The organism is Nostoc sp. C110, assembly GCF_043099725.1.
In the GTDB taxonomy this organism is placed as follows: Bacteria; Cyanobacteriota; Cyanobacteriia; order Cyanobacteriales; family Nostocaceae; genus Nostoc; species Nostoc muscorum_A.
Map to the genome: position 1 here is coordinate 2,457,612 of NZ_CP171148.1, position 19,225 is coordinate 2,476,836.

Genomic DNA, 19,225 nt, shown 5'->3' on the forward strand with positions numbered 1-19,225 from the left:
AAATTAGCTAAGAAACCAAAAATTATTCTGCAATCAAACACTATAAGGAATCGGAATCAAGTTGACTTGATTTTGAATACATCTGAATGTGTAGCGACGCTCAATCATCATCTTCATCAGAGGTGGTTGTTAGCTCCTGAGTAGTCCCCTGTTTACCCTGATTCGTCAAAAATACAAATGCGCGATTGAGTCGCTTTACCCCACTGAGGGTAATTAGGGTCAGTAGCCCTCCTAATAATCCCATTTGCCACAGACCGCAACCAATGGCAGCCCCTAACCCGGCCGCAGTCCAGACACAGGCGGCTGTAGTTAAACCTTTTACTTTTGGTGTCGCAGATTTTCTAGGAGACTCTTGTAAAATCAATCCGGCTCCAAGAAATCCTATCCCGGTAGCTACACCCTGAATGGTGCGACTCAGTGCATTGGTGGCAGCATAGGGACTATCACCTTCAGCCTGCAAAGGAATCATTACGAATAGTGCTGCTCCCATACTCACAAGCATAAATGTTCTCATCCCTGCTGGTCTACCCCCTTGTTGACGGTTAAATCCAATCAGGCAACCAACCAGAAGCGCCAAAGACAATCTAAACGCTATATGTGGCCAATCGTTGGCAGTAATAAACATCGGCCCCATTACCTTTTTCCTCCTAGAGACAGAATGGAATTTTGCGCCTATTGCCAGTGAGCTAGATGGCTACCCACGTTTGTAGCTGAAAACCCAAGTACAGTAAACCAATGGGTTTGGCGTACATTAAGGTTAATTTAACAGAAGGTTAGGAATAAGTAAACTAATATACACAAAACTGCCATTGCTGTATAAAGTTTTCCTGCAAAAGCGAATGCTCTCTAGCAGAAATTCGACCTTCTACTATGAGCTATGGATTTACAGTCTGAGGGGAATTTTGTATATTTTTAAATGTGTAGGACTTACGCAAACAATGGTTAAAACCCTGATTCGCAGGTAAGGGCAATTCATGTAGACGCAAAGCGGCTTCCCGCAGGGTATTGCCCCTACCGTGTCTAGTTTCGCGTAAGTTCTAATGTGATGTCTGCAACGGGCTAGGTCTCTGCATTCTATCTATATCAACCAAAACTCTGAACAACATACATATCATTACCAGTATCCCCTACTAAAAGCAAGTTACTGTCATCACTTTCTAGATTTCGACTGCCAGCAATACCCTTTTGCAGGACTTTAATCAGCCTTTGGGGAGAGAAAGATTCTAATTCCACAAACTTTCCAGATTCTAACCATGCTAATTCTTCAGCAGACAAACTTTGACGAACTTCTTGAGGTAATTCTTTAGCTTCTTGGGCTGAATCTGGAGAACATTGAATGAACATTCCGCGTTTAGTGGCGATTATTTGACTTGGCGTTAATCCGATATCAATAATTGCAATCTCGCTATTGAGAAACCAACTAGCATTGGTTTTAAGACGATGAACTAAACTAATTCCTCGTGGATTGCAATCATGCACTGCATATACTTTCAAATCGGGATTGCGGCGCAGCATTTGCATTGTGGTGTCAAAAATACTTTGGGGATATCCAGTAATGCTGAGAATTGCACAGTTATTTTCAAAGTGGAAATTATTAGCAATTAATAATTGAGCAATGGTAGCACTATCACAAACAACTAATCTATCGAAACTGTAAGCAGTCACATCAGGATTAACCGTAGCTGGTGTATTCTCCTGCTTTGGTGAAGGAAGAATTTTGAGAATTGAACCATTGATTTGCTGCCAACGACTTAGCCAATCTTTTACTTGAGATTCAGTAAATAAAAATTCTTGTGTTACTAATCCTATTCTACCTAACTGTCGAGTTCCTAAATATATCGATAGCATTCCCATACTAACGAAAATAAAAAATAGAGGAAATGAATTCACACTGATGCTAAATAAAATTCCTCCAGTCAGAATGATTCCTCCTAAAATTTGTAAAGCCTTGGCATTTGCCTGACGAGCTTTGTTATTGAGCTTTCTAGACTTACTAGATTGTAAAAATATTATAAAAAGAATAAAACTTAAAATGAACGGTACAGTAAAAGAAGTAGGAATGGCTGTAAAAAAGCTAACTATTAGAAAGGGAACTAACCAGACAAATCCTGAAAAGGATTTAGCCCGAAGACGATTATCTAGAAAATAAAGCAGTTGCTTGGGTGTAAAAAACAAAGTGTTATTTGCAGAAATGTCAGCGATCGCCTTTGCAAAAAAAGGGTCAGTAATCTTAACACTACTCATACTGGTCGGTTCAAAAGCAAAGGGATGATTGCATTTTATACACCGACCTTGATTCGCTGTCCGGTCTTTTAGTTTATTGTCAGTTCCGCAGTTAATGCACTTCATAATGGTTGTTTGATGTTAGTTATTAATTGTTAGTCAATACGGTTGAGATTGGGCTTGATTCTCCCTTAAAAAGCTACGATGTATACGCAAGTCTGAAGTAGTTTACTCACCTGGTTTTTGCGTCAGTTTTACCCCACCCTAACCCTCCCCTTGCAAAGGGGAGGGAACAAGATTTTCCGGTTTCCCCCCTTTACAAGGGGGGATTAAGGGGGGTAATTCAACTTGTGTATACACGGTAGCCTTAGAAAGGGGGGAACTATCAAGTATCTGATTTGTTAGTAAAACACTGTAGTCTTCTCTCTGACGAATCAAGCGATGTGTGCCATTTTCTAGCAAGACTTCAGCAGGTTTGGGGCGGTGTAAAAAGTGAGACGACATGGCATAACCATAAGCACCAACATCTAGAATGGCAACGATATCACCAATTTCTAATGCTGGGAGTTGGCAATTTTTCCCCAGGTAATCTCGTGAATATGTGGTGTTACCACAAATATCTGTTGTGAATGGATCGTCTGCTTGCTTCCAAGTGATAATTTCGCGGTAGCCACCGTGTACTGATGGTACTGAAAGATTGGCAACGGTGGTATCAACTCCGACAATCTGTTTTTCTCCTTGCCATTTTACCGAAACAACTTGAGCAAGCAAAGTTGCACATCCTGCGATCGCACTTCGTCCCGGTTCAATCACTAAATCAATTTTCCGCCCTAAATGAGTAATTCTCTCGGTTAACTCAGCCCCAAATATTTCCCAGTCAAAGGCTGTTTTGTTGTGGTGATATGGGTAGCCAAAGCCACCACCAAAATCTAAATATTCCCAATCAGGTAACTTTTGTGCAATGGCGATTACTGTGTCAATCACCTGGGTGAAAGCGGCTGTGGCATTAGTTCCAGTCCCTCGATAGAAGTGTAAACCACTCAGCTTTAATCCAACCTCATAAGTTTTAGCGATCGCATCACCAAATTCTTCAGGACGCACACCAATGCGGCTATCTCCGGTAATTTCTGGCAAATTGAGGCGCAAACCTAGCCGAATAGATTTCTCTTTGCGTTTGGGTAAAACTTCGCAGCATAACTGTAATTGAGCGAGACTATCGAGATTGAGAGTTGTAACTCCCCAATTCAAGACTTGTAGCATCTCAGCCCGATTCAAATTGCTACCACTGTAAACAATCTCACTAGGATCGAAACCAGCTTGCAATCCCAGGTAGATATCTCCTGGCGTATTGGCGTGAAGTCCCCACCCAAATGAGCGAAAAATTTTTAACAACGCAATATTGCCATTGGTAACGCTTGCAAACCGAAATTGCGTGCGGGGATAACTGACTGCTTTAGTAATGCGCTCAATAGTTTCGCGTAAGCGATCGCCATTATAAACATAAAGTGGAGAACCATAAATACTCAGTAACTCCTGAGCAACTTCTTCAGAGAATGGGGGATTAAGGCGATTTTGAGTTAAATTATTTGATACCATTTACCAAGAATACTGATAAAGTAAACTACGAATTACGAATTACGAATTACGAATTATCTTGTATTTTCTCCATAGCCAACGATGTAACCAAAAAGGATGATCCAGGGACTGTTTACTTAGTTCTTCATTTAAGACGTGCGATCGCCAAAGTTGCCACATAATAAGTAACCAGAGAGTCTCACCAATCCGTCGGCCTTGAATAGCTGCTCCTAATTTGCCTTCAACGATTTGGGCAGCAATGTGAGGATAAAAGTGATTGTTAGCGCGAAGTGTTTCTGGATTGAGCCAGATGCCTAGCTGATGCCAAAAATCATTTAAACACCAAGAAGTTAGGGGAACCCCCATCCCCCGTTTTTGTCGCCAAACAATTTCAGGCGGGAGCCAATTTTCTACAGCCCGTTTGAGGATATATTTTTCACAAGCTCCTTGCAAACAGAGTTCTCCAGATAGGCGGAATGTCCATTCTGCCAAAGGTAAATCACAAAAAGGCGATCGCACCCACAACCCATGAGCAAACCCCAATGCAGTGGCACGGGGATGGATATTCTGCGCTCCTTTGAGCATCAAACTAGCACGGCGGAGTCGATGCAGCAAAGATGGACACTCATTGCGATCTAAAGCCGCCAATAGCCAATCTTCAGGATGCAAATTTTGGATCTGTGCATAAACCTCTGGCTGATAAACCTGAGATTCATATCCCCCAAGACGGTGAAAGGTGCGGAGATATTGCTGGATAAAAGTTTCCTGTCCGGCGGGATTTTCTGTCTGATAAACACCTGCGGCAATTAAAGGTTTGTTCGTCCAACCGGCAAATAATTGATCTCCACCTTCGCCGTTAAAAATTACCTGAGTTTCTTGACTCGCCCTTTCAGATAAGAGATACAACGGAACACACACCCCATCTCCAAAGGGTAAATCTAATGCTTGCACAGTTGGAATTAAGGCATTCTTGATGGCACTTGGCGTTACTGCAACTTTAATAAGCGGAATTTTGAGAAACTGGGCAACTTGTTCAGAGTATGGATATTCTGAAATACCTACATCACCAAAATCTAGAGTGTAGGCGCGGACTTTCACCCCTGCTTGCACCAGCAGCGCCGCCACCACTGAAGAATCGAGTCCGCCAGAGAGAAATACCGCAACAGGTTCATCCTTTAAATCGGCAATCTGTCGTTCAATGGAATCTTTAAGGAGGGTTTGCAATTCGGTAATTGCTGTAGCTTCATCTGTTAACTGGTCTGGGGCTTCTTGCCACGAGTGGATTTTTTTAGATTCAGGTGTTTGCAGAATACCTGATTGGCGATCGCTCTGCCAAACTAATTCAGTTCCCGCCGTCACTGCAAACACACCATTAACAGGGGTTAAGGGTGTGGGAACGTAAGAAAAACAGCTATAGCCATATAACCCAGAAATGCTAACTTCTGACTGTGGCAAAATCGGCAAGAGTAGTTGCAGTTGTGATGCAAACCAGATAACTTCTCTTTGCTGAGTCCAATACAAGGGCATCTTTCCGAAAGGTTCTCTACCCAAAATTAGGCAGTTATTTTCTTGGACACTTACCCAAACATCGGGTGAAGTTAATAATCCTGATGCCGAAATAGCAGCAATTTGATTTTTTAGCGGTAGACAATTTCCATCAATTCCTATATGAACAACATTCCAAATAGGAAAAGGATAATTTTCTTGTAGAGAGAAATAATTTTTCTGACCTAACCCCCTAACCCCCTTCCCTGCAAGGGAAGGGGGAAAGTTCAAAACCTCTCCCCTACAAAGGGAGAGGTTTGGAGAGAGGTTTTCCACAATACTAGTTAACAGCGCTTCCAACTCCTGTTGAGCGCCGTAACCCCAATAACCAAGAAAGTGATGCGGGATACCCATCTGGACTATTTAACTTCAAAGGTTTCATCACTAATCTGCCGACCTTCCAGCAACATCTGCACCTTCCAATTGCCTACAGTTGCAGCCGGATTAATCGTGTAGCGGCACTGCGTATCCCAGACAGACGTATTAATTTCGCGGGTTTGATAACTGTTCTGCTTGACAATTTGACCACTTGGGTCAATCCAATTACAGGAGAGAGCCAGCTTTTTACCCAAGGGTGCATCTTTTAAAGTGACACGGTAAAAAATTTCTGGATTGGTTTGGCGGGAAATTGTCTTCAAGTCACCGCCAGTATTTGATACCAAGGTGATGCGGTCTTGTTGAGCAGAAACACGAGAGAGTACAGAATTCTGTCGTTGGATGAAAAATATTGTAGATGCACTCAGTATCACTAAGAATGCCACAACTCCAGAGGTAATCCATCGATTGCGGCGTTGCTGTACCTCCAGCGCTTGGCGGCGATTTAACTGAATCAGCGCTTCATCTAGTAACTCAGGCGGTAAATTCAACTCCTGTAAAATTTCTCTAACCTGCTGTTGGTCTAGTTCCGCTTCTCGACGCACTTGCAGACCTTCTACTTCTGTGACTATTTGTGCTAATTGCTCTTGAGTAAGTCGCTGCGTCATCGCTTAACTCCTGTTAAAAAAACTTGATGGCGATTCTTGATCTTGATTACGTGCAATCAGAAGAACTCTATACCCAATTTTCTAAGTACATCATAAGCTACAACCTAAAGTTGTTGCTTTTCGGATTCTTTCTAAGATATCTTTCCGAAAGCTTTATTTATTTGACCAATCTAAAATCCAAAATTGTTATGGCTCAAGAACAACAAACCGCAATTGAAGGTATCTATGAAGTCTGTATAGGCATCCCGGAACCAATTTCTGCAATTCAGTATTGGGAGCAATTTGGCTATCGTATTGGTCAAGTGGGTGAATTAACCGCAGATGTAGCGTATCAATTATATGGAGTAAATTCGTCTTTACGCTCAATTCGCCTCTACCACCAAAATTCAGATCATGGTTTGATTCGGTTGATGGTTTGGCAAAACCCCACCCATGAAGGTTTGGGAATAGCATCAATGAAAATTAAGGGAAATCGCTGGGCGACAAGCTTAACGACCGATGTGTTAAGTATCTTAAATCATATAGAGGATGCAAAAGCCGCAGGTTTTCCTATTAGGCACTCTAATCCTTATTGGGAAGTCATCTACAACAAAGAAAGGAAAAGCCGTCCTTTTATTGAGTCAGCAGTTGGTGTCCGAGAAATGCTGCTACTTCAACCCTTAGCTCGACAAGTTTTATTTCAACGCTTTGGCTATACACTACCCCATTACGGGCAAGTTAATCATAATGCTGCTCTTAAGGCTAGTCAGTTTACTCATATAGGAATCATCTCTCAAGATGACAGCAAAGAAACTCTCAAGTTTTACGAAGAAGTCTTAGGTTTGCTGCGTGTGCGTGATGATGTCGAAACTAGCTATGAATCTTCGCCAGCAGGTCGAGATATTTTTGACCTTAACCCTGGTGAAAAGTTTATTGTTACTGCTTTTGATGATCCGCGTTCTTCTAAGTCTGACCTGATGGCTGCACGCAGTGGTAGACTTTATATTGTTCGATTCCCAGAATCTATTAATTTAGAATCGCGTTTTGAAGCAGCTCAACCAGGCAGCTTGGGTATGTCTTTATATACCTATCGGGTTAAGGGAATACAGGAGTATTGCGATCGCATTCAAGCAAGTGCTGTGCAAAAAGTTACAAATATTATTAGTAATGAGTTTGGCGAGACAAGTTTCTCTTTCATTGCGCCAGATGGCTACTTCTGGACTTTGCTGGAAGCTAATTAACTGGGCATTGGGCATTGCTAGTTATTGCCCATGCCCTATGCCCAAAAACTAGCTTTCATTTATTTACGCCAATAGACAGTTCCTTTTTGCTATGTTTCAACTCTTTCCAAAGCGCCCTAATTTGCTCGTAAGCTTCTTCTGGAGATAGTTTTCCGCCTGTTTCTAGACAGGAAATGTAAGTAATTCTTTGGGCAAATTCTTGGAGGTTGGCATTAAATGCTAAAGTCTCTGGCTGGAATTTACCATAATATCGACTACGAGGGTAAAGAAAGTTATTTTTATCTTGCGAGTTAGGTTGTGTCATTAATTTGCTGTCTGTAATTTTTTATCAGAGTTCTAGATTTGATTGTTATCTACGTGTAAATACACAGTAGAAAATTCCAATTCCAGAAGAAGTTCATATTGTAGTAAAAAAAATATTTTATTGACTACTACAGTACGGCAGAAATATGTTGGTACGCAGTAAGTATTTTAGTGTTTATTAAGACAAAGGTTAAAATCCTTACTACAAACTTATTTACTCCCCAAAGTTGGCTCTAGTCGTCGCGTATTCATTTCTTGCTTTCACTACTGCACTTTTGATTCACCTGTAACCAAATTTCTAAACTCACAAGCAACCAAAGCTTTACTCCATAACGATTCCAAGTATCTCCTTGATAGTTTAACCAATTGCGAATAGGTAACTGGTTCAAGTAAGGAGTTATGGCTGCATTCCGATTTAGTAATAAATCTTTGGCTTCTTGCTGCCAATATTTCCGAAATCCTAACTGCACAGGCACCATCATGCCGCTTTTGGGACGATGAATAATTGCCTCTGGTAAGATATCTGCGTTCGTCGGAGACGTACCGTAGGTAATCGCTTGCTTTAAGACTGCTTTTTCTTCCACTCCAGAAAGTTTATACTCTGGAGGAATTTCCATACTTAAGTCTACTACTCGTTGGTCAAATAGGGGAGAACGACCATGCAAAAGAGCTGCTTGAGTCAAGTTACTGACTTTTGTCAGAATTTGGTCAGCGCCTTTAAACTTGATGTTCATTGCCATCAAACGATTCAGATAGCTGGCTTGGGAATATAAATCTTCTTCAAAAACCCAAGGTGCTGTTTGTACTGCTGTCCAAACTTCTGGTTTTAAAAGTTCGGGTAAGTCAACAGCGCACTTTTGAAAGGAAATTAAATAAGCTTGCAAAGCATTCTGATTGGTGACAGAGCCATATAAACTATTGATAAGCATTGGCTGATTTTTTGGCCCACCAAAACAGGGGTCGCCACCTTCGCCATTTAAAACTACTTCTACGCTTTCTCTCGCCAGTCGTCCCAGCAAAAGATTGGGAACAGTCAGTGGGTCGCCAATGGGGTCATCTAAATACGCCATTGTTTCTGGCAGACGTTCCCACATATCCTTAAAAGTAATTTCTAAAATGTGGTGCTGCGTCTGGCAATGGGATGCAACGAGACTGGAAAATTCTAACTCATTGGGACATTCGGAACCGAAATGAATCGAGAAGGTGTGAACTGGTGCTTTGTGGAATTTCGCTGCTAAAGCAGTGATACAGCTAGAGTCCAAACCACCGGAAAGAAAAACGCCGACGGGTTCGTTTGCTGGGGGTAAATATTCTTGAACAACTTGGTCTAGGAGTTCTCGCAAGCGATCGCCATGCCATGCTAAGGGTTGATCTACTGCTACAATCTGTTCTTGAAGCTGCCAATAAGCTTCAACTTTGTGGTCGGGAAATTCTAAAACGGTTCCAGGTCGTAGTTCTCGCACCTGTTCCCAAAGCGTTCTTTCTCCTGGAACAAAGGCACAACAAAGATAATCTCGCAACGCCACCAAATCTAAATCTGATGAACGATAGGGTGATAAAGTTCTCAGTTGAGGCGCAATCCAACGAACCGAACCAGTGGTAGTGTAATAGAGAGTCCGAACCCCGATGCGATCGCGAACCAACTTCAATACTTGTCTTTCTCTATCCCAAACCACTAGCGCAAACATCCCCACAAGTTGGTGAAGACATTCAAAACCCCATCGTTCCCAAAGATTGGCAACTAGTTGCAGATAACTTCCTTGAAAGCTATCCGGTTCAATCCCTAACTTTTGCAGTAATTGCACTTGGTTAGTTAACCAAACATCACCAACAACAACAAATCGTCCTCCAGAACTGATTGCTAATTTCTCCGTCAGAAATCCAGAAGCTGTACGTGGTAAAACTACAGAAAATTTTTCATCTCGCCAAGCTATATTTTCATAACTTTCATCAACTGTTCCCCAAGCTACGCGCCAGGTTGGGTCAGTCTTAATGAATTCGATTTTAGGAGATTTACGATTTTTAAACGCATCAAATAGCATGGTAAATTTTCAACGCATAATCAGTAATTTTAGGGCATTTCACAAACCTATCTTTTTTTTAGGAGAGAGGCTTTGAATTCTCCGCTTCACTTAAACCAAAAACAATTTGTAAAATTTTCATCATCTCAAACAAATACACTCATTATGCGTGGTTGTTAACTTCGCGCCGGGGTGCAAATCCGTCTTCTGTGATTGGTTGTCAGCAGTGGGATAATCATCAGCCAGATAATTTAACCGCCTAGCCACCATTTACACCCACTTTGAGTGGCAAACCTTTACATTAGCTAGTATCTTATTTCTCTGCAAGTCTCTAATGCTAGTTTTCATCAACGTAAAGATATTGCTAGATTAGTTACCCAAGAACTCAATAACTTTCTACTAAAATTTTTCCCCGCATATAATCCGGCTTACAACATCATTAAATTAGTCTGGTATTTCTGTAAAGAATGAATTGCTTGTCGTTTATTCCAATCAGTAGATGAGTTGAAATCTTTACTAGATAAGCTATTGAATCAGGGCGAGTTAGTCATTAAGTTGCATCGTTAGTAAAGAAACAAGGTAAACAGTGACTCTATTGCACTTTAAATGCCGATTAGCTTATTTTGCCAAATTTTAAATGACAATTCCAATTACATAACTTGTGACTTGGGAAGCGACTATTTTTGGCCACACCCAGTATTAGCCATTTTAAAGGCATGGATTATCCTTTACTATTGATTCTCGTTAAAATCACTATTTTTTCTCTGATGTTAGCCATCGGGAGCAACCTTTCTTTTGAAAAAATGCTCTCCTTCTGGCGAAAACCTGCCTTAGTATTCCGTGCGCTTCTAGCCGTTATTGTGCTAGTTCCTCTAGTGGTTATTTTCTTGCTGAAACTGTTTAACTTACCATCAGAAGTGATGATAGGGTTGGCCTTGTTGGCAGCTTCACCAGGTGCGCCTCTAAGCACAAAGCGAACGCAAAGGGCTGGAGGCAGCTTATCCTACGCAGCGAGTCTTCAGCTAACCCTGGCAATACTTGCGGTTTTTGTTACTCCCCTCACCTTGGCGATTTTCGCCGCCTTATTTGAGAGTATTTCACAAAAGGTGGCGATTTTAGAAGTTGCCCGACAAGTCATTATGGTACAGATATTGCCTGTCAGTCTCGGTCTTTTGATTCAAAAGTTCGCTCCTACATTTGCCGAAAAGATTGCCCAACCTTTGACTTTTATTGCTAATGGTGTCTTTTCAATACTGGTTATTTTAGCGTGCATCTTAGGGCTGCCACTGTTTTCCAGAGTTTGGCAATTACCACTTGTAGCGATCGCGATTATGGTGATTGCTTCTTTAGGAATTGGACACGCTTTAGGCAGACTTGATGATGATACGCGGTCTATCTTGGCAATTTTCTGTATTGCTCGCAATTTTGGTTTAGCTTTATTTATCGCTATTTTGAATCATATACAGCAGCAGGTGATTCCGACGCTAGTAGCTTATGTAATTTTGGGAGCTTTTGTAGGTGTTCCTTACTCAATCTGGAATAAGCGCAGATTAGCCGGATAGAGTCGGGAAATTAACTCGTTATGAGTCAATACGGTTCAGTTAAGCATCTCTTTTTTCTCTCTGCGTCCTCTGCGCCTTGGCGGTTCGTTAAAAAATTGACTTTGGTAACAGAGTTTTAGCCTTAACTGAACCGTATTGCGTTATGAGTCAGCCACCCGTCAACCTAGATAAGGAGTTTTGGTTTATGTCTCTGCGTGAATACAAACCCGGAAACACTTTCCCCGGTGTCATAGGACGGACAGTTGATAAATCCAGTCCTGCTTGGCCAGAACCTTTGCGAGCCAAAGAAGGCACACCAAACGTGCTATTTATCGTCTTCGACGATACAGGCTTTGGGCAATTTGGGAGTTACGGAAGTCCGATCAAAACACCCAACCTAGACACATTAGCCGCCAATGGCTTGCGCTACAACAATTTACACACGACAGCGTTGTGTTCACCCACCCGTTCTTGTCTGCTGACTGGCCGCAATCATCATTCTAATGCCATGTCCTGCATTACAGAAGCTTCTACCGGTTATCCCGGTGGTAACGGGAATATTCCCTTTGAAAATGGGTTTCTCTCGGAGATATTACTACAGAAGGGTTATAACACCTATGCGATCGGGAAATGGCATTTAACACCCTCAGACCAGCTTTCTGCTGCCGGTCCCTACGATCGCTGGCCTCTCGGTCGCGGTTTTGAACGTTTTTATGGTTTTCTGGGAGGAGAAACCCACCAGTATTATCCCGAATTGGTTTATGATAACCACACCGTTAAGCCAGAAAAGACCCCCGCACAAGGCTACCATTTAACCGAAGACTTAGCAGATAAAGCAATTAGCTTCATCGCTGATGCCAAGCAGGTTGCCCCCGATAAGCCCTTCTTCATGTATTTCTGTCCTGGGGCGATGCACGCCCCTCATCATGTGCCAAAAGAATGGGCTGATGCCTACGCCGGACAGTTTGATGATGGTTGGGAAGCTTACAGGGAAAAAGTTTTTGCCCGTCAGCAGGAAATGGGTATTGTCCCCGCCGATGCCGAACTCTCCCGCCATGATCCCGATGTCTCTCACTGGGATACTCTCTCAGCAGCAGAAAAACGGCTTTATGCCCGTATGATGGAAGTCTTTGCTGGCTTTTTAACCCATACTGACTACCACATTGGTCGCTTACTCGACTTCCTCAAATCTATCGGGGAGTTCGACAATACTGTAATTATGGTTATCTCGGACAACGGGGCAAGTTCGGAAGGTGGGCCCACTGGTTCGGTTAATGAGAACCTCTTTTTTAACAATGTGGCAGAATCCCTAGAAGAAAATCTCAAGGCACTCGACAAGCTAGGCAGTCCAGAAACCTTCAATCATTATGCGTGGGGCTGGACTTGGGCAGGTAATACGCCTTTTCGTCGTTGGAAACGGGAAACCTATCGGGGTGGAATCAGCGATCCTTTGATTGTCCATTGGACTAAAGGCATTGAGGCAAAAGGCGAAATCCGAACTCAGTATGCCCATGCCATTGACCTAGTTCCGACGGTGCTTGATCTACTAGAAATTGAACCACCCACAACTATCAAGGGTGTGACTCAATCCCCCCTTGAAGGTGTAAGCTTCGCCCATACTTTTAATCATACTGACGCACCCACTAAGCATCTTACCCAGTATTTCGAGATGATGGGACATCGCTCTCTTTACTATGATGGCTGGCGGGCGGTTTGTCCTTGGCCTGGGCCATCATTTACAGAAGCAGGGCAGTTTTTTGGTGCGCCAATCTCAGCCCAAACCCTTACAGACTTGGATACCCATCATTGGGAACTGTATCATGTCGCTAAGGATTTTGCGGAAAATCACGACATTGCTGCTGACAACCGCCCTAAGCTAATTGAGATGATTGCTACTTGGTATGTAGAGGCGGGTAAATATAATGTGTTGCCCGTGGATGGACGTGGCACGCAACGATTGGCAGAAGAACGTCCTCAGATTGCTGTCAATCTTACCCGCTATATTTACTATCCCGATACTCAGGCGATTCCAGCCAATAGTGCCGTTAGAGTGTTAAATCGTCCCCATAGTATTACGGCTGATGTCGAAATTCCCATCGGTGGCGCAGAAGGAGTATTAATTGCTCACGGGGGTAATGATAGTGGCTACTCCTTTTATGTCAAAAATGGTAAACTTCACTGGGTTCATAACTATGTAGGGCGATCGCTCTATCATGTTGAGTCTGTAGAGTCAGTCCCGGAGGGTCGCCATCAGTTGCGCTTTGAGTTTAAAGTGACGGGTCAGCCGGATTTAGCGAAGGGGAAAGGATCGCCGGGTCACGCCCAACTTTATATCGATGGGAAATTAGTCGGACAAGCTGATGTCCCTGTAACTACTCCCTTAGCACTAGGTCTGACCAGTGGCGTAACCTGTGGCATAGCCCCTGGTGCGCCTGTAACACCTGATTATGAACCACCCTTCAAGTTTACGGGCAAGATTTATCGTGCGATCGTAGATGTTAGTGGAGATTTGACTCAAGACACAGAAGCCGAGATGCGTACCATTATGGCACGACAGTAGATGTACCATTTGTCTCCTTAAGGCACAACAGATACAAACTGCTTAAACCACAAGTGTTTAGGCTTTTCTTAGTGCCATTCCACTCTCATCGCTTTTTCCAACATGGAAGCAGGTTCTATCCCTAAAACGATCGCACAAGCAAGTCAGCAAATGCAAAGTGGCTTGCTAACTTCAAAAACGTTAGTCAAGCATTATCTTGAAGGTATCCAAAAGTTAAATCCTACACTCAGTGCCTTTATTACCGTTCTGGATAAACAAGCCCTAGGAACTGCTACTAAACTAGATTTTGAGCGAAGCAACGGTCAAGAGCGCGGATTAATACACGGGATTCCTGTTGTTATCAAAGACAATATTGATACAGCAGGAGTAAAAACTACAGTTGGTTCACAACTTTTTTGCGAACTGACAAATCAGGGCTGGTGCGATCGCATCCCATTATCTGATAGTGTAATTGTCCAAAAGCTCAAGGCAGCAGGTGCGGTAATTTTAGGTAAGACAAATTTAAGCGAATTTGCGGCTGACCTTTCTGGAAACAATCTTTTTTATGGAAATACTTGCAACTTCTGGAACCACAACCACTCATCAGGAGGTTCTTCTAGCGGAAGTGCAACTGCTATTGCTGCACGCCTTTGTTTAGCTGGAATTGGTACTGATACTGGTGGTTCAATTCGAGTTCCCGCCAGTTGGTCAGGAGTGGTAGGACTACGCCCAACTTACGGATTACTTAGCAATGAAGGTATTTTTCCCCGCGCTCGTAGTTTTGATACAGTTGGTTTTTTGACAAATTGTGTAGAAGATATTGCCATTTTACTTGATGCTGTACTCTTCCCGCTCTCCACAAATTTCAAACAACTGTATCCTCTAACAACCAATATCAACGGCTTAAAATTGGGCATAGTTAATAACTATACATTTCGGGGAATTGAACCAGAAATTGCTAAGGCAATTTATAATGCCATATCCATCTTTAAAAAACTTGGAGCTGAAATTATCACTATAAATTCTCCATTTTTAATAGAGGAATTTGATGAGGTGACTTATTCCACTATTGCTCTTTATGAATTCCATCAAGCTTTGCAAGCAGCTTATACTACAAACTCAAATATATTTGGAGCTAAAGTACAAAGCGATTTATCTAAAGGAGTAAACATTTCTTATCACAGTTACAAAAAAGCAAAGCAGAAACAGGAAGAATGTTTTCTGCAACGGCAAAAACTGTTTCAGGAAGTGGATATTTTGCTAACACCCACAACACCAATGGTTGCACCTCTTATTGACGCAGATGCTAAAATCTATCGATTAAATCAGCGATTTATGTTACCTTTCAGTTTTCTGGGTTTACCTGCAATATCGCTGCCTTGTGGACGAAGTAGTCAGGGTTTACCTATAGGATTGCAACTTGTTGGTAATTCCTATAGTGAAGCTTTGATTTTAAGAGTTGCCTTTGCTTTCCAAGTTGCTACTACTTTCTCTGAAGATAACTTTCTCTAACTAACGGTAAAACATTTCGTCCCACATTTTCGCACTCTTCTAAATGGGGATAACCAGACAAAATAAAAACTGTGATTCCCAAGTCTATGTATTCTAAAAGACGCTCTGCCACTTGCTGATAACTACCAACAATAGCCATTCCCGCACCACTTCGCACCACAGAAATACCAGCCCAAAGCAGTGGTTCAACATACCAATCTTCATCAGCATTTCCCCGTAATTCCCATTGTCGACTTTGACCGACACTTTCCCGCTTGGTATTGGGAAATTCAGTAATTCGTGCTTTAGCTAATACTTGTGGAGAAATTTTTGCCAGCATTTCTTTTGCTGTTTCCCTAGCTTCGATTTCAGTTGTTCGAGCAATAATATTAATTCTTAATCCATAACGTACCGCTTTTCTTCGTCCACAATTGCTCACTAATTGCTGCATCTGGTTGATTCGGTCAGCTAGTTGTTGCCGTGCTTCTCCCCACATTAGATAAACATCTGCAAATTCTGCACCCACTTGTTGAGCCATCTCGCTTGCACCACCGAAATAAAATAGCGGCCCAGACGGTTGCAGAGGTAATGTTTCTAACCGAGTTTGATGGAGCTGATAAAATTCTCCTTCATAGTCAAAGGGATTAGTTGTTGACCATAACTGCCGACAAATTTGCATAAATTCACAAGTGCGACGATAGCGGCTATCATGATCTAAATAATCACCATACATTGCCTGTTCTATTGGTCGTCCACCTGTGACAATGTTAAGAGAAAGGCGACCTTTACTGATATGATCTAAGGTAACAGCCATCTTTGCCAATACTGGAGCCGAATAAAACCCTGGACGCACAGCTACCATCGCTCCAGCACTAATGGTAAGTGCTAAAACTGCCGTTGCTAAAGTCCAAGCCTCCATAATGTGGTGGTTGAAACCCATACCAATTAGAACCTGCCGGAACCCAAATCGTTCTGCTGTTTTAAAAATCTCAACTGTATACTCAAGACTGGGAGGACGTTCCCAAATGGGCAAACCTAAATAGAATCCATCCCCAGATACCGGAGCGCACCAATTAAATTCCAGTTTCTGTTTGGCAAACATTTATGCAAATTTTAAATTGCGATTCAATTATGCACTAGATTTTGAGCAAACCAAAAGTTAATAATGCGTGTTAATGCTCGGAATAGGTGTTGCTATCTAAAGATCATAATGTATTGTAGAGAGCGTTATTACGAATTACGAATTGTTTAAATTAATTTTCAGATATATAAATTTTAATTTGAATGCTTTTTCTCAAACTGCTAAGGTAAGCTAACAGCGCATAAGTAAAAATCACAATTCCAGTCATTTCCAAAAATTCCTCAACCACTATACCAATTAACGTTATTAGGCCGCGTCGCCCAAAATCTTCTCTCAAAAGTCCACCCACCATTTCCATACCTAAAGTTCCACTCACATAAACAACTGCGGCAATCAGAAATAAATATCGGGTTTTGTAAGGGAGATGAAGCCAAAATTTTAGATATTTAAATGCAAAAACTCCCACTAGAATAGCACCAGGTATCACCCAGGTTTGGAAAAATATAGGATTGAGATTAAGCGATTCTCGCACTGACGGAATTATTAAAAGCTCGTGAAAACTAAATGCTTCATCCAAACTCAAATATACAAATATAAAATATAAGGTTTTCCAGCCAGAGAAATAGCGGTCTTCCGTCTTAATAGCGGTAATTGCTTTAAGTAATCCCGAACAAAATAATAGAGAGAATGCAGAATACCAGGCAGGAATATTCAATTCTTCATCTAAGCTAAATAGTTCGTAAAACCATTTGCTAGCTGGGAAGGAAAACTCCGTGAACCAGAAGTAGGCACTTAGAGCGCCTGCTAAGGTGAGGCAAATAACTGCGGTCATTAAACGTCGAGCAATTGTTTTAGCACACAGATGAATTGGTAGCTCTATGTTAAAATCTGATGCTTTTTGCTGCATACGCATACTGAGCTAATTTCCTTTGTGTGGAATAAAATCATTAATAGGAAATTATCTCATATAGGCAAATGATCTGAGCCAACTATTACAGAATCTTGAATTAAGGAAAACCCTAGATTTTTGAACGAAATTGCTAATATACTACATTAAGCCTATCTAAGTGGTGTATTTTATGAGCAACACTAAAAAAGTTAGTGAAGACTTGAGCGCTGCTGGACAACCAACTCCTAAAGATTTAAAACAGGCAGCCCAAGAGGGATTTAAGTCGGTGCTAAACCTGCGTTCTCCCGATGAACCAGGTTTTCTCAGTGATGAACAGCAGCAAGCCCAAGTTGCTGGATTGCAATATGCCAATATCCCTTTAAAGCCTTCAGAAGCAAATCAAGAGCTAACAGACGCAGCAATCCAGGAGATTGAAAATTTACCCAAACCAATTTTAATTCACTGCGCGGCTGGAGCAAGGGCTGGTGGTATTGCCTTGATTTCCAATGCTATTAGCGAAGGTCTGACCTATGAAGAAATTAGTCAGAAAGCGCAAGAGCTTGGTTTAAACTTAGAACAACCGCACCTTAAGCAATTCTTGCTTGAGAAGTATATTGCCAAGCAAGCAGAGCAAAGTTAGGGACTTGCAATAAAATACCAGTCACACTGGGGCGATCGTGATATTGCATTTGGGTAATATTTCAGAAATTTGCCAGAAAGGTTAATACTGTTTTAACTCTGGTGAGAGAAGCTTGCTTCCTTAATCCCAAACTTTGACTAAACTTCTATTTGATAATTTATCGTGTTAGCTTATTCAGATCAAAAAGAGTGTTTCATAAACGAGTAAGCTTTTTCTACCTACAAGAAATATTTGGACAATCTCTGCAAGAGATAGCGATCGCCTAAACTATTCACTACTTAATAGCACAAATCACTGCAATGCTTATGGAGAAAAGCTTATCCTTCTTCTGCATCAGCATTCAGATATGCAGATTCAACAGAAGCGATCGCACTGTCAATCGTAGCAGAAATTCAAGCAGTGCTGGCAAATCGCACTGGCGGAATGCTGAGGTCACGACTTGGCTCAATTTATGGAGATAAAATCAAATGTCTGATGTAGGTCTAATTATTCTTGCTGCTGGTGCATCCACTCGTATGGGAACGCCAAAACAACTTCTACGTTACGGTGAACAGAGTTTGATTAGGCATGTAGTTCAAGTGGCGAACGCTTCAGTTTGCCACCCAATTATCGTTGTATTAGGGTCATACGCTGAACGTATCAAACCAGAGATTAACTCAGAACAAGTACATATTGTAGAAAATCCACTTTTAAGTGAGGGAATAAGTACCTCTATTCGTGTTGGCATAGAAGCTCTGAATATAATCAGTAAAGAAGCAAAAGCTGTTGTTTTGATGGTATGCGATCAACCTTTTATTTCACCTCAACTCATCAATCAACTTGTTGAAGTTCACGAAACTACTCTTAAACCAATCGTTGCTTCACAATATGCAGATACTCTAGGTGTTCCTGCATTATTTAACCGCACTTTATTTGCAAAACTAACTACACTAAGTGGTACAGATGGTGCAAAGCATATAATTAAAAAATATTTTCAAGAAGCTTTAGCCATTCCTTTCCCAGAAGGTGTATTCGACTTAGATACTCCAGATGATTATGAGCAGCTTTTGTTGAAGAATAATTAAGAAGTCAGAATTATCGTTTGTTGGGTAAAAATTAGGCGTTATGTGTAATTTTATGTTTAAAAATTAAATAGGAGTTTTCTATAAAAGTTAGAATGGCATAAACCTGGAGA

Annotated in this window: 15 protein-coding genes and 1 pseudogene; 7 read left to right on the forward strand and 9 right to left on the reverse strand. The window is 41.7% G+C overall.

Annotated features, from left to right (window positions below):
- Positions 1-100: 100 nt before the first annotated feature.
- From ACFFRD_RS16100 to ACFFRD_RS16120, 5 genes are all read right to left on the reverse strand, one after another.
- Positions 101-634 carry an MgtC/SapB family protein gene (locus ACFFRD_RS16100; RefSeq protein WP_179072207.1) on the reverse strand — a complete coding sequence of 178 codons (534 nt, stop codon included), beginning with the start codon at positions 632-634 and terminating at the stop codon, positions 101-103.
- Positions 635-1,083: 449 nt separating this feature from the next.
- Complete coding sequence (locus tag ACFFRD_RS16105; RefSeq protein WP_392482323.1) at positions 1,084-2,349, reverse strand: hypothetical protein; 1,266 nt, start codon at positions 2,347-2,349, stop codon at positions 1,084-1,086.
- A gap of 138 nt (positions 2,350-2,487) precedes the next feature.
- Complete coding sequence (locus tag ACFFRD_RS16110; RefSeq protein ID WP_392482324.1) at positions 2,488-3,819, reverse strand: diaminopimelate decarboxylase family protein; 1,332 nt, start codon at positions 3,817-3,819, stop codon at positions 2,488-2,490.
- A 39-nt stretch (positions 3,820-3,858) separates the two neighbouring features.
- Positions 3,859-5,697: an asparagine synthetase B family protein gene (locus tag ACFFRD_RS16115; RefSeq protein WP_392482325.1), complete on the reverse strand. Its 1,839-nt coding sequence runs from the start codon at positions 5,695-5,697 to the stop codon at positions 3,859-3,861.
- Between the two features lie 5 nt (positions 5,698-5,702).
- Positions 5,703-6,326 (reverse strand): DUF3859 domain-containing protein, encoded by a 624-nt coding sequence (locus tag ACFFRD_RS16120; RefSeq protein WP_392482326.1) that lies wholly within the window; start codon positions 6,324-6,326, stop codon positions 5,703-5,705.
- A gap of 188 nt (positions 6,327-6,514) precedes the next feature.
- On the opposite strand from ACFFRD_RS16120, the gene ACFFRD_RS16125 reads away from it, so the two are divergent.
- On the forward strand, positions 6,515-7,546 hold the full coding sequence (locus ACFFRD_RS16125; RefSeq protein ID WP_392482327.1) for a VOC family protein: 1,032 nt from the start codon (positions 6,515-6,517) through the stop codon (positions 7,544-7,546).
- Positions 7,547-7,601: 55 nt separating this feature from the next.
- On the opposite strand, the gene ACFFRD_RS16130 is transcribed toward ACFFRD_RS16125, so the two are convergent.
- On the reverse strand, positions 7,602-7,850 hold the full coding sequence (locus tag ACFFRD_RS16130) for a hypothetical protein (protein WP_114085783.1): 249 nt from the start codon (positions 7,848-7,850) through the stop codon (positions 7,602-7,604).
- Positions 7,851-8,097: 247 nt separating this feature from the next.
- On the reverse strand, positions 8,098-9,891 hold the full coding sequence (locus ACFFRD_RS16135; protein ID WP_392482328.1) for an asparagine synthetase B family protein: 1,794 nt from the start codon (positions 9,889-9,891) through the stop codon (positions 8,098-8,100).
- Between the two features lie 294 nt (positions 9,892-10,185).
- Here ACFFRD_RS16135 and ACFFRD_RS16140 point away from each other — a divergent pair.
- The 4 genes and pseudogenes from ACFFRD_RS16140 to ACFFRD_RS16155 form a co-directional block, all read left to right on the forward strand.
- Positions 10,186-10,437 (forward strand): annotated as a pseudogene (locus ACFFRD_RS16140) (transposase); the annotation flags it as partial.
- A gap of 149 nt (positions 10,438-10,586) precedes the next feature.
- Positions 10,587-11,432 carry a bile acid:sodium symporter family protein gene (locus ACFFRD_RS16145; protein WP_392482329.1) on the forward strand — a complete coding sequence of 282 codons (846 nt, stop codon included), beginning with the start codon at positions 10,587-10,589 and terminating at the stop codon, positions 11,430-11,432.
- Positions 11,433-11,574: 142 nt separating this feature from the next.
- Positions 11,575-13,971: an arylsulfatase gene (locus ACFFRD_RS16150; protein ID WP_392482330.1), complete on the forward strand. Its 2,397-nt coding sequence runs from the start codon at positions 11,575-11,577 to the stop codon at positions 13,969-13,971.
- A 102-nt stretch (positions 13,972-14,073) separates the two neighbouring features.
- Positions 14,074-15,462: an amidase gene (locus tag ACFFRD_RS16155; RefSeq protein WP_392482331.1), complete on the forward strand. Its 1,389-nt coding sequence runs from the start codon at positions 14,074-14,076 to the stop codon at positions 15,460-15,462.
- Here ACFFRD_RS16155 and ACFFRD_RS16160 read toward each other — a convergent pair.
- Together ACFFRD_RS16160 and ACFFRD_RS16165 are read right to left on the reverse strand one after the other, a co-directional pair.
- Entirely contained in the window at positions 15,434-16,543 is a 1,110-nt protein-coding gene (locus ACFFRD_RS16160) for an LLM class flavin-dependent oxidoreductase (protein ID WP_392482332.1), read from the reverse strand. The genes ACFFRD_RS16155 and ACFFRD_RS16160 overlap by 29 nt on opposite strands.
- 151 nt (positions 16,544-16,694) lie before the next feature.
- The gene (locus tag ACFFRD_RS16165; protein ID WP_392482333.1) at positions 16,695-17,435 is read right to left on the reverse strand and encodes a hypothetical protein; all 741 of its coding nucleotides are present in this window, start codon (positions 17,433-17,435) and stop codon (positions 16,695-16,697) included.
- Positions 17,436-17,601: 166 nt separating this feature from the next.
- On the opposite strand from ACFFRD_RS16165, the gene ACFFRD_RS16170 reads away from it, so the two are divergent.
- Both ACFFRD_RS16170 and ACFFRD_RS16175 read left to right on the forward strand, forming a co-directional pair.
- Positions 17,602-18,051 (forward strand): beta-lactamase hydrolase domain-containing protein, encoded by a 450-nt coding sequence (locus tag ACFFRD_RS16170; RefSeq protein WP_392482334.1) that lies wholly within the window; start codon positions 17,602-17,604, stop codon positions 18,049-18,051.
- A gap of 467 nt (positions 18,052-18,518) precedes the next feature.
- Positions 18,519-19,115 carry an NTP transferase domain-containing protein gene (locus ACFFRD_RS16175; protein WP_392482335.1) on the forward strand — a complete coding sequence of 199 codons (597 nt, stop codon included), beginning with the start codon at positions 18,519-18,521 and terminating at the stop codon, positions 19,113-19,115.
- Positions 19,116-19,225: the final 110 nt, after the last annotated feature.

Coding starts and splice junctions, on each gene's coding strand:
- ACFFRD_RS16100 (WP_179072207.1), bottom strand. CDS start 634: ATGGGGCCGATGTTTATTACTGCCAACGATTGGCCACATATAGCGTTT.
- ACFFRD_RS16105 (WP_392482323.1), bottom strand. CDS start 2,349: ATGAAGTGCATTAACTGCGGAACTGACAATAAACTAAAAGACCGGACA.
- ACFFRD_RS16110 (WP_392482324.1), bottom strand. CDS start 3,819: ATGGTATCAAATAATTTAACTCAAAATCGCCTTAATCCCCCATTCTCT.
- ACFFRD_RS16115 (WP_392482325.1), bottom strand. CDS start 5,697: ATGGGTATCCCGCATCACTTTCTTGGTTATTGGGGTTACGGCGCTCAA.
- ACFFRD_RS16120 (WP_392482326.1), bottom strand. CDS start 6,326: ATGACGCAGCGACTTACTCAAGAGCAATTAGCACAAATAGTCACAGAA.
- ACFFRD_RS16125 (WP_392482327.1), top strand. CDS start 6,515: ATGGCTCAAGAACAACAAACCGCAATTGAAGGTATCTATGAAGTCTGT.
- ACFFRD_RS16130 (WP_114085783.1), bottom strand. CDS start 7,850: ATGACACAACCTAACTCGCAAGATAAAAATAACTTTCTTTACCCTCGT.
- ACFFRD_RS16135 (WP_392482328.1), bottom strand. CDS start 9,891: ATGCTATTTGATGCGTTTAAAAATCGTAAATCTCCTAAAATCGAATTC.
- ACFFRD_RS16145 (WP_392482329.1), top strand. CDS start 10,587: ATGGATTATCCTTTACTATTGATTCTCGTTAAAATCACTATTTTTTCT.
- ACFFRD_RS16150 (WP_392482330.1), top strand. CDS start 11,575: ATGAGTCAGCCACCCGTCAACCTAGATAAGGAGTTTTGGTTTATGTCT.
- ACFFRD_RS16155 (WP_392482331.1), top strand. CDS start 14,074: ATGGAAGCAGGTTCTATCCCTAAAACGATCGCACAAGCAAGTCAGCAA.
- ACFFRD_RS16160 (WP_392482332.1), bottom strand. CDS start 16,543: ATGTTTGCCAAACAGAAACTGGAATTTAATTGGTGCGCTCCGGTATCT.
- ACFFRD_RS16165 (WP_392482333.1), bottom strand. CDS start 17,435: ATGCGTATGCAGCAAAAAGCATCAGATTTTAACATAGAGCTACCAATT.
- ACFFRD_RS16170 (WP_392482334.1), top strand. CDS start 17,602: ATGAGCAACACTAAAAAAGTTAGTGAAGACTTGAGCGCTGCTGGACAA.
- ACFFRD_RS16175 (WP_392482335.1), top strand. CDS start 18,519: ATGTCTGATGTAGGTCTAATTATTCTTGCTGCTGGTGCATCCACTCGT.